This is a genomic window from Kitasatospora sp. MAP12-44, from assembly GCF_029892095.1.
Taxonomy (GTDB): Bacteria; Actinomycetota; Actinomycetes; order Streptomycetales; family Streptomycetaceae; genus Kitasatospora.
Window position 1 is genome coordinate 2,090,181 of record NZ_JARZAE010000004.1, and the last position, 9,776, is coordinate 2,099,956.

General features: G+C 69.3%; 7 protein-coding genes. All 7 read right to left on the bottom strand.

Annotation, left to right across the window (positions count from 1 at the left end; genetic code table 11):
• Window positions 1-129: 129 nt before the first annotated feature.
• The 7 genes from P3T34_RS09910 to P3T34_RS09940 all read right to left on the bottom strand — a co-directional run bounded on the left by P3T34_RS09910 (window position 130) and on the right by P3T34_RS09940 (window position 9,764).
• Entirely contained in the window at window positions 130-1,215 is a 1,086-nt protein-coding gene (locus P3T34_RS09910; protein ID WP_280665643.1) for a branched-chain amino acid aminotransferase, read from the bottom strand.
• A 71-nt stretch (window positions 1,216-1,286) separates the two neighbouring features.
• Window positions 1,287-2,540, bottom strand: coding sequence for an NPCBM/NEW2 domain-containing protein (locus P3T34_RS09915; protein ID WP_280665644.1), 1,254 nt, complete (start codon window positions 2,538-2,540; stop codon window positions 1,287-1,289).
• Window positions 2,541-2,630: 90 nt separating this feature from the next.
• On the bottom strand, window positions 2,631-3,230 hold the full coding sequence (locus tag P3T34_RS09920; RefSeq protein WP_280665645.1) for a hypothetical protein: 600 nt from the start codon (window positions 3,228-3,230) through the stop codon (window positions 2,631-2,633).
• Window positions 3,231-3,294: 64 nt separating this feature from the next.
• On the bottom strand, window positions 3,295-3,750 hold the full coding sequence (locus P3T34_RS09925) for a hypothetical protein (protein ID WP_280665646.1): 456 nt from the start codon (window positions 3,748-3,750) through the stop codon (window positions 3,295-3,297).
• Window positions 3,747-5,468, bottom strand: a complete 1,722-nt coding sequence (locus tag P3T34_RS09930; RefSeq protein ID WP_280665647.1) for an alpha/beta hydrolase — start codon at window positions 5,466-5,468, stop codon at window positions 3,747-3,749. Before P3T34_RS09930 ends, P3T34_RS09925 begins: the two co-directional genes overlap by 4 nt.
• Entirely contained in the window at window positions 5,468-5,842 is a 375-nt protein-coding gene (locus P3T34_RS09935; RefSeq protein WP_280665648.1) for a type VII secretion target, read from the bottom strand. Before P3T34_RS09935 ends, P3T34_RS09930 begins: the two co-directional genes overlap by 1 nt.
• A 193-nt stretch (window positions 5,843-6,035) precedes the next feature.
• A complete protein-coding gene (locus P3T34_RS09940) occupies window positions 6,036-9,764 on the bottom strand; it encodes a LamG-like jellyroll fold domain-containing protein (RefSeq protein ID WP_280665649.1) in 3,729 nt (1,242 codons plus the stop codon).
• Window positions 9,765-9,776: the final 12 nt, after the last annotated feature.

Here is a 9,776-nt window from a genome sequence, read left to right on the forward strand (position 1 = left end):
CCGCCGTCACCAGAAGAATCACACAGACGATCATGCTCGTACAGCCTGCAGCACCCCTCCGGGACAGGGCTGTGACGGTGTCCCATTCCTGTCCCAAAGAGCCCCGGACCCTCGGTTCAGATCACCCGTTCAGATCACCCGTCGCATCCAGCCGTGCGTGTCCTCGCGGCGGCCGTACTGGATGTCCAGAACGTGCTCGCGCAGCGCCAGCGTCTGCTTGCCTGGCATCCCCGTGCCGACGGCGAACTCGTAGCCGTCGCCCTTGAATCCGACGATGGGCGTGACCACCGCGGCCGTGCCCGCGGCGAACACCTCGGTGATGCTCCCGTCGGCCGCACCGGAACGCAGTTCATCGAGATTGACGGACCGCTCCACCGGGGTCAGACCGTGGTCGGCGGCCAGAGCGAGGATGGTGTCGCGGGTGACGCCCTCCAGGATGGTGCCGAGCGCGGGCGTCACGAGCCGGCCGTCCGAGGTGACCAGGCACAGGTTCATCGTGCCGGACTCCTCCAGGTCGCCCCGGCCCGCGCTGTCCAGGTACATCACCTGGTCGCAGCCGTGCTCCTGGGCCTCGATCTGCGCGGCCAGGCCCGCGGCGTAGTTCCCGCCGCACTTGGCCGCGCCGGTACCGCCCTCGGCGGCACGCGTGAACCGGCTGCTCACCCAGAGCGTGACCCCGGTGACGCCGGACGGAAAGTACGGGCCCGCGGGGCTGGCGATCACCGAGTAGACCACCTGCGCGGCGGGCCGCACACCGAGGAACGCCTCGGAGCCGAACATGAACGGCCGCAGGTACAGGCTCTCCTCCCCCGTCGGCACCGGAACCCACGGCTCATCGGCCCGGACCAACTCCCGTACGCTGGCGAGGAATTCCTCCTCGGGCAACTCCGGCAACGCCAGCCGCCGCGCCGAGCGGGCGAAGCGCCGGGCGTTGGCCTCCGGACGGAACAACCAGACGCTGCCGTCGGCGTGGCGATACGCCTTCAACCCCTCGAAGATCTCCTGCGCGTAGTGCAGCACCGCGGCACTGGGGTGCAGCGAGAACGGTTCCAGCGGCCCGACCTTGCGGTCCTGCCAGCCGGCGTCTCGCGTCCACTTCGCCGAGGCCATGTGGTCGGTGAAGTGGCGGCCGAACCCGGGCGCGGCGAGAATCTCCGCTCGCTCGGCCTCGGGCAGCGGATTCGTCGTTCGGTGTAGGGGAAAGTCAGCGCTCATTCGTGGATCTTAACCAGCCTTGTGCTGGGCCGATCTGACCGTCCAGCAGGCGATCACGGTTGCCCCGCCGGTCAGTTGCAGGTGATGAGCGGTCCGCCCCAGTCGGAGTGGTCGGAGTTGTTGCCGTTGCCGCCGTCGGTGACCACGAGGCGCAGCTGCGCAGCGCCGGTGAGGTCCGCGGTGAGGTGCTTCGCTGGTTGGCCGACGAGCATCAGCCCGCTGTCGGCGACCTCCGTGCCGTCCCGGTAGATCTGGAAGACGACCGAGCCGTTCGCGCCCACCTCGTCGTCGATGCCCACGTCCACGCTGAGGGTGGTGCAGGTACCGCCGAGGTTGTAGTCGACCTCGCTGGGGGCGTGGGCGCCGAGCCCTTGGTCGTAGACGGTGCCGTGGATGGTGAGGGCGTGCCCGTCGGTGCTGCGGTTCACCTGCACCGGGCCCCAGCCGTTCTGACTGGACGTCCAGGTCCGGGTGCTCAGTGCGGTGGTGTGGGTGGTCGCAGTCGCGGAGGGCGAGGACGAGGGCGAGGACGACAGCGACGGTGAGGGCGAGGACGCGGAAGTCGGCTGTATCGACGTTGCGGTAGCGGCGGTAGCGGCAACCGTGGTGGCGGCCAGTGGTGCCGACGGCGTGGCGGGGCCGGCGGTGGGTGTACCCGACGCCGAACCGGTAGGAGAGGGCGCCGGCGACTGATCGGCGGTGGGCGCCACGGGGAGCGGGACAAGGCCGGGGCCGGTGGGCGAGATGTCGGAGACGACGTCGTGGTGCGGCGAGCCGTGCAGGGGCACGACGGACAGGGCGACCCCGGCCAGCACGGTCACCGCCACGGCCAGCAGGACGATCCGGGACGGCGACAGCCGGGAGGCCCGCGCCGCGCCCGGCTCGGCGGACGCTCCGGCGGACGGCCCCAGCCCCACAACGCCGAGGGAATGCTCGGGCTCCGCGTCCCCGGGGTGCGGGCCGGCCAGCCAGGACGGGAAGTCTTCGCGCAACTCGGTGCTGCGGGACGTCCGGTGCCAAGCGGTGGCGGTACGGCGGACGGCCTCCAGCAGACGGCCCCGCCAGACCCCGTCGGCATCCGCATCGGCAGCCGCACCCGAGGGTTCGGCGCGCAGCACGTCGTCGATGGCTTCCGTCGTCAGCTCCGCTGCGGCCTGCGCGGAACCGCAGCAGGTGCGGGCGTAGGCCAGCACGGCGGCGTAGTGCCGCTGGTGGAACTCCCGGAGGGCGTCCTCGGCCGCCTCAGCGGCGCCCGCGCGGATTCGCCGGACCAGTTCGGAGTCGGACGGGACCGGCCCAACGGCTGAGTCGAGTTGTTGGTGCATGGGTGGGACCACTGACCCTTCGACGTCCTGACGACGCATGAGAAGAACGACACATCGTGGATGGACGGGGCAGCCGCAGCAGTCGGTGCGTCAGCCGGTGGACCAGAACGGGTCGTCGTACTTCGGGATGACGTCCGGGTTGCCGTTGGACATGGTCGGCTCGGGTGAGGCGGTGCCGAAGGCGTTGGGATCTTGGTCCGCCGGAACGGGTGTGACGCTCGCCGAAATGTCGATGCTGCCCGAGCCGCCGAAGCTGATCCCGACCCCCGAGCCGTCCGGGGCACTGGCGTTCTCGGCAAGCTGCGGCGGGCCGGTCGAGGTGACCTTGTAGCCCTTTGCCTCCCAGCTGCGCTTGAGCATGTCCAGCAGGGTGGCGTACTTGGCCTCGGCGACCTTGGTCATGACATGCCGGCTTCGGGTGACCGATCCCCAGTTCTGGGTGTGGTCGCTGAGCCCCGACGACGGCGCCGCGTCGACTTGAGGGGATTCGTCCCAGTACTTCAGCGGTGGCTGGATGGCGGCGGTCGTCTCGTCGAGCAGGGAGTCGATCCGCTGACCCGCCTGCGCCGGCGGGATGAGTGGCTTGCCGGGTGACGGTTTACCAGCGACATAGGAGCAAGACGTCAGGGCGAACGCCAGGGCGACGACCCCCAGAGCCAGGCGCCGTGTGTTCCGCTTCGGACTGCTCATCACGGTGCCTGCCTCGTCGCATGGTGTCGGTCGTGGGCGTGGAGTGGGAGTCATCGCGGGCCGGTCACTTGGACCAGAACGGGTCGTCGTACCTCGGAATGATGTCGAGGTTGCCGTTGGCCGTGGTCGGGTCGGGGATCGGCGTGCCGAACGGATCGCGGTCGCGAATCACCGGGATGGGGCTGACCGACGCCGAGGCGGTGATGTTGTCCGCCGCGCCGATGGCGATGCCGACGGCCGAACCGTCGGGGGTCACGGCGAACATCGCGGGCTGGTGCGGGTTGACCGAGGTGATGCGGTAGCCCTTCGCCAGCCAGCTGCGCTCCAGCAGACCCAGCAGGGCACCGAACTTGGCCCTGGAGACCCTGGTCATGACGTAGCGGTAACGCGTCGCGACAGCGTAGCCGTCCTGCTCGGTCGAGGTCGGCCAGGCGTCCCAGTACCGAAGCGGCGGCTTGACGGCGGACATCGAGTCGTCAAGCAGCGCGTTGAGCTTCTGGACGGCCTGCTCGGGGGTCATCGCTGCGCCTCCCTGGTGACGTTGCCGTACTTGCCGGCGACGATCTGGCCGATGTTGTTGATCGAAGCGCTGGTCGCGGCCTGGCTCGGGTCCGTCGGGTTGGTCATGTAGTTGGAGTGCGAGGAGAAGGACAGCGACTGCCCGTCCGCGACGTCGAACCGGTTCGCGCCGAACTGCGAGCTGGCCGGGTCGGTGCCGAAGTACAACTGGTTCGGGTCCGCCTGATTGTAGATCCAGTCGCCGACAGGTCCGCCGACTGCGGCGGCGGCGACCTCGCCCTTCGACGGGAGATGGCTCACCGGGTCGTTCTCCGCGTCACCGACCCAGACGTGGTGGGGGTCGATGTTGAGCTGGGAGGCGTTGTCCGCCCCGGTGCCCGGGCTGCCCACCAGGATGACGTCGTCGGCGCCGGTGCCGCCCGGCAGCTGCGCCGCCAGGCCCACCGTGGTGGAGCCGTAGCTGTGGCCGAGCGCGGTGAGGTGCGCGGGGGCGCCGTCATGGGTGGCGCGCAGGCCGCCGAGGAACTGGTCGTAGGAGGCCGCGCCTTTCTCGGCCCGGTCGGTGCTCATCACGGCGAGCGGCCGGACGTCCCCGTTCCCCAACTCCTGCAGTCCCGGCGGCGGGTCGTAGCCGAGCCAGACCATCGAGGCGACCGAGGAGTTGGGGTCGGCCTGCTGCGCGGCAGTCCAGACGTTGCGCGCACGGTCGGCGTCCCCGCCGCCGACGTCGGAGAGCGTGGTGCCGAGCCCGGGGACGTAGGCGCAGACGTTCACCGCGGTGTCCGGGTTGCCGTAGGAGAGGATGCCGCGGCCCTGGCCCTGATCGCTGAGGCCGAGCAGGAAGGCGGGCGGCTGCTTGCCGGCGCTCTGGCCCAGCTTGCCCTGGATCGCGAGGAAGCCCTTGAGCTTGGTCTTGTCGTCGTCCGACGGGTTCGGCTTGTGCTCGTACTGGTTGATCAGGTTGGTCAGGTTGATCCGGTTGGCCTGGTCCCGGGCGACCGACGGTATGCCGTCGCGGTTGCCGATCAGGTCCGGGTGGCTCTGGATCAGGCGCTGCTGCTCGTCGGGGGTCAGGCCCTTCCACCAGGAGAGGACCTGGGTCGCCGGCGCGTTGCCGGGCGGGAAGCCGGCTGCCAGCAGGTCGGTCCCGGCCTGGGTGACGGTGCCCAGGTCCTTCTGCGCCTGCGTGGTGTCGAGGCCGGAGCCGGTGCGGGCCCGCTGGGCCAGGTCGTCGAGCAGCTTGGCGATCTTCGCGTCGGCGGTGGTCGCCTCGGTGACCGCGTCGCTGAGGCGGGTGGCGATGGCCTGGCCCTGCTGGGGGGTGTCGTAGCCCGGATCGTGGCGTTCGGCCGGCGCCGGCGGGGGCCAGGAGACCGTGCCGTCGGCCGCCACGGTGAAGCCACCGGTCTGCGCGTCCTGCAGCGCCTCCTGGACCTTGGACTGGGCGAGTCGGAAGCTCTCGGCCGCCTCCCGCAGCAGGGCGCCCATCGCCGTCATCTCGGTGTGCGCGGCGTCGAGGCGGTTACTGGTCGTCTGCAGCGAGGAGTTGGCGGCCCCGGCGGCCGTACCGATCCACCCGCTGTCGAAGATGTGCCCGACCACCTGGGAGTTCATCTTGGCGACGTGGCCCTGGAAGTCGCCGGCGAGAGTATCGAACGCGGCGGCGGCGGTGTCCAGCGGGCCGAAGTCGGCTTCGCGCAGTTCAGCGAGACTGACCATCAGTTGACCAGCAGGGGGAATCGGCCGGAACCCGGGACCGCCAGGGTGTCCGCGGTGTTGCCGTCGCCGTTGCGGTAGTTGGCCGCCGTCTTGGCCAGCTTGTCGCCCACTCCGTCGACTTCCGAGGCCAGCGCGTTCAGGCAGGCCTCCCAGGCCGTGGTGCAGGCGCTCAGCGACCCGGCGGTCTGCCAGCCGAGCAGGCCGGCGACGGCGTTGTCGGACGGCTGCTGAATGGTCTTCAACTCGTTGGGCATGGCCGCACCGGTGTCGTGGGCGACCTTCGCGGCCGCGTCCAGGTCAGCCGGATTCACCTGGAAGAGCGAGGTCGAGCCCAACGGGCTGCCGCCTCCCCCACCCACACTTGCGCTTCCCATGTTCTCCCCCGTACTCGCGGCTGATGGCTGGTGACTCTCAGCCGTCTCAGCCGTGCGCAAACATCAACCGATAAGAATACGGTAGCAATGAGTATGAGCGCACTGCTCACGAGCGGCGTAAACACAGGGGACCCGCCTCCATCCAGCTGCCTGGGTGGAGGCGGGTCCCCTGCTGGCTCAGCAGTCAGTCAGGTCAGTTGGCCGGCGCGATGATCCAGCGCTGGTTCAGGCCGCCGTTGCAGTCGAAGATCTGGAGCCGGGTCCCGTTGGCGATGTTGCCGAACGGGTCGTCGAGGCATCGGCCGGAGGCGGGGTTGTAAAGGCTCCCGTCTGCGCGCGGAATCCACTGCTCGCTGGCGCCCCCGGTGCAGGTGTTCCATTGGACGAGGTTGCCGTCCGTCAGGACGTTGTTGGTGTTGTCGAGGCAGCCGCCGACGGTGTTGACCGTGCCGTTCGGGTTGACGGTCCACTGCTCCGAGGGCGCTCCCGCCACGCAGTCCCAGAGCTGGACGACGTTGCCGGGGTTGGAGACTGCGCTGTTGTTGTCGATGCACTTGTTGCCGAGCTGCGCCGAGAGGATGCGGTTGGCAGCGGGGGTGCTCGGGTTGGTGGCGGTCGGGTAGACGGCAAGGTTGCTCATGCTGCCGCTGTAGTTGGGGCCGGGGGTGGGCTTGCCCTGGTACTTGTAGCGGCCCATGACGATGGGGCCCTTGATGCCGGAGTTGGTGGTGTGGTGGCCGCTGGCGGCGAGGACGCCGTTGACGTAGAGGCTGGTCTGGTGGCTGTCGGCGTTGAAGCTGGCGGTGAGGTGCGTCCATGTGTTGAGTTGGACGTGGGCGTTGCTGTTCATGGCGTCGGTGGTCTGGTCGTAGGGCCAGGTGTTGTCGTCCGCCGTGCTGAGGGCGAAGCGCCAGGTGCTGTCGCTGGCCTCGGGCCAGAGGATGAACCCGCTGGCGTTGGTGCCATCGGAGCTGGCGACGACTCCGCCCAGTGCGCTGGGTTTGACCCACACGTCGATGCTGAAGGAACTGCTGGTGTCCAGGGTGCTGTTGGTGGCATCAATCTCACCGTTGCCGGTGAAGGAGGCGACCGTGGTGGGAGCGGCACCGGTGGGATTGTCCGCGGCGAAGGTGACGTTGGTCAGCGCGCCCGGGTGAGTGCCAAGGGTGCTGGTGCTGTCCTGGCCGAGACTGTCGGCGGTCTTGGTACCGGTTGCGTCCGCGCCGGTGAGCGCCCATCGGCCCACGGGGGTAGGCAACTTGACGAGGTTGGTGGGGTTGGTCGGGTTGTTGAAACCGGTCACCTTGCCGGTGGCGTCAGCGGTGCCTGTCCAGATGGTGAGCTGGTTGGTGGGGCTGGTGGCCCAGAGGTCGGGGATGCCGTCGCCGTTGAGGTCGCCGGAGGAGCCGACGGTGGGGTAGGCGGCGGCGGAGAGGTTGATGCCCGGGATGGTGACGCCGTTGGCGGCGGGGTCAGCGAGGTCGCTGTAGTTGGGGGTGGCTCCGCCCGTGATCCGGTAGGCGTGAATGGTGCCGTCGGTGCGGTTGCGGGCCCACAGGGTGGGCTGGTTGCCGCCGTTGGCGGGGCCGGGGTTGATCAGGTCGTAGTTGCTCCAGTCGGCGCTGGAGAGCTGGCGCGCGGTGCCATCGAAGTAGTCGGACAGGTCGGTCTTCGGGGCGGAGTGGAACAGCCAGAGCTGTTTGTTGATGACGGCTACGAGCGAGGTGCGGGTGATGGAGGTGGGGGTGTTGTTCTCACCTTCGGGGGTGCCAATGGCGATGACCTGCGTCGCCGCCGACCAATCGGCGAGTGCGGATGGGCACCCTCCCGACAGCAGTGCGCCGGTGGCGTCTTGGCAGCTGTTGGGTGGCGGTCCGACCACGGTAGGAGCGGTGAAGTTGCCGTTGCCGGTGTTAAGGAACTGGTAGACGTCAGGGCCACCCGGCAGGTGGGCGATCAGGTCATCCACGGAAATACCCGGTGTGAGGGAGCCGCGGTGACTGATCTGGACACCGCTCCAGCTCTTACCGTTGGGCGAGAGGGTGGCACGCGCGCTGAGGGCGTTGATGGGGTCGGTGGTGGTACCGATGAGTTTGAGGTTGCCGGCTGCGTCTGGGAGGACGATGTCGGGCTTGCCGTCGCCGGTCACGTCGCCGAAGACGGCGGAGGACTTGGGGTTCCAGGGCGCGTAGAAGGAGTACGCGGCGGGCTGGCTGTAGTTGCCGGCGTTGTCCTGGGCCTGGGCGTAGAGCAGGTTGGTGCCCCAGTTGCCGGGTGTGTAGGTGAAGGTGGGTCTGGCAGCAGGGACGATGCCGGCGGCGGCGCCGTCCGAGCACTTCCAACCGGTGACGGGGGTGGGGTCGTTGCTCACGCGGTAGCAGGCAACGCCGGAAGCGGCACCGCCGGCGGGGGCGGGGTCGTTGCCGGTGAGGGTGAAGGTGCCGCTCTGGCCCGCGAAGACGGTGGGGTTGGGGTTCGGCGTCCCGGAGGGCGGGAACTGGGTCGAGCTGATCGCGACGACGGGCGGGGTCTTGTCGACGTGGAAGTAGCAGTCGGTCGAGTCGGTGGATCCCAGGCCGCCGCTCGGGGGGTCAGCGTCGTAGGCGTCAGCACGCCAGTCGTAGGTGCGGCCGTCGGTCAGGGAGCCGACGTTGACGCTGACGCCGTTGTTGTTGTAGCTGCCGGCCCAGCCGCTGTCACCGCTCCAGCTCCATCCCTTGTCGTCCCACATGCGGAAGATGGTGTGCAGGTTCATCCCTGCGGGCGACCAGTTGTTGACGGTCAGCGTGATGTTCTGGTTGCTGCCGACCCAGGCCACGTTGGTGCCGTCGGTCGTGCCGTTGGTGGGGCAGGCGTTGCTGGTGCTGCTGCTGGCGTTCCCAGGTGTCGGGGTGGTGCGCGGAGCCCAGATGCTGGGGGTGATGTCGTAGTTGGTGGTGATGTCCGGGTTGTTGGCGAAGTGGTGGCGGTAGAGCTTGTTGTTCTCGTCGTCCGGGGCCAGGCCGATGGTCCAGTTCGCCCAGTGGCCTTGGGCGGCTTGCTGCATCTGGCTGGTGACGTCGTAGTTGAGCGGGCCGGTTCCGGTGATCGGGTTGTCGCCGATCTTGTTGCAGCCGCCCATGGTGCTGCCGGCGCTGCAGGGTTGGTTGTTCCAGGTGGTGTTGCCGTCGATCGGACCGGTCCAGTACAGGCCCATCGGGGTCGGGGTGGTGGGGCTTGAGGCGTCGGTGACCTGGGTGGCGAGGGTGGCGCTGTAGATGGTCGGCGGCTTGGGAGCGCCGCCGGGCGTGGTGTAGATCGCGGGGTTGATGCCGATCTGGTAGTAGGCGCGGTAGCGGCCGTAGCCGGTGCAGTCGCTGTAGCCGCAGTAGCCCGTTCCCAGGGTGCTGAGCGCGTTGTAGTTCTTGGTGTCGGGGTAGTTCTCCTGGACCTGGACGGAGGCCTGGGAGGCACTGTCGGCGCTGATGGTGGGGTCCAGGTACCAGGGTCCAGTGCCCTTGCCCAGGGTGTTCTGATCGGGCGTCAGGTCGATGCTGCTCGACGTCGCGACGGCGGCGATGGTGGCCACGTTCGCGTTGTCACCGGGTGCGTCGGCGGTGGACGCGCCGGTGTCGACCGCGCTGGCGGAGGCATCGGCCTTGGCGGCCCTGGCGGTGAACAGCGAGCGCGCGCCACTCGGGTTGGCGACGCCCGCTGCGGCGGGGGCCGGGAGGGTGGAGTCCCACTGCAACGGGGTCGGCGCGTGCAGGCGCACCGCGCCGGAGGCGTCCTTGAAGGTGACGTTCCCGGCGCTGTCCGAGGCGGCGGTCAGGCCGGTGGTGGAGATCGGGAAGTGCAGCGTCTTCAGGGCCGGATTGGCCGCTGCTGCCGCGGTTTTGACGATGATGACGTCGCGCCAGCCCCCCTCGGCCAGTGCCGTCACCTGGAGGTCGAC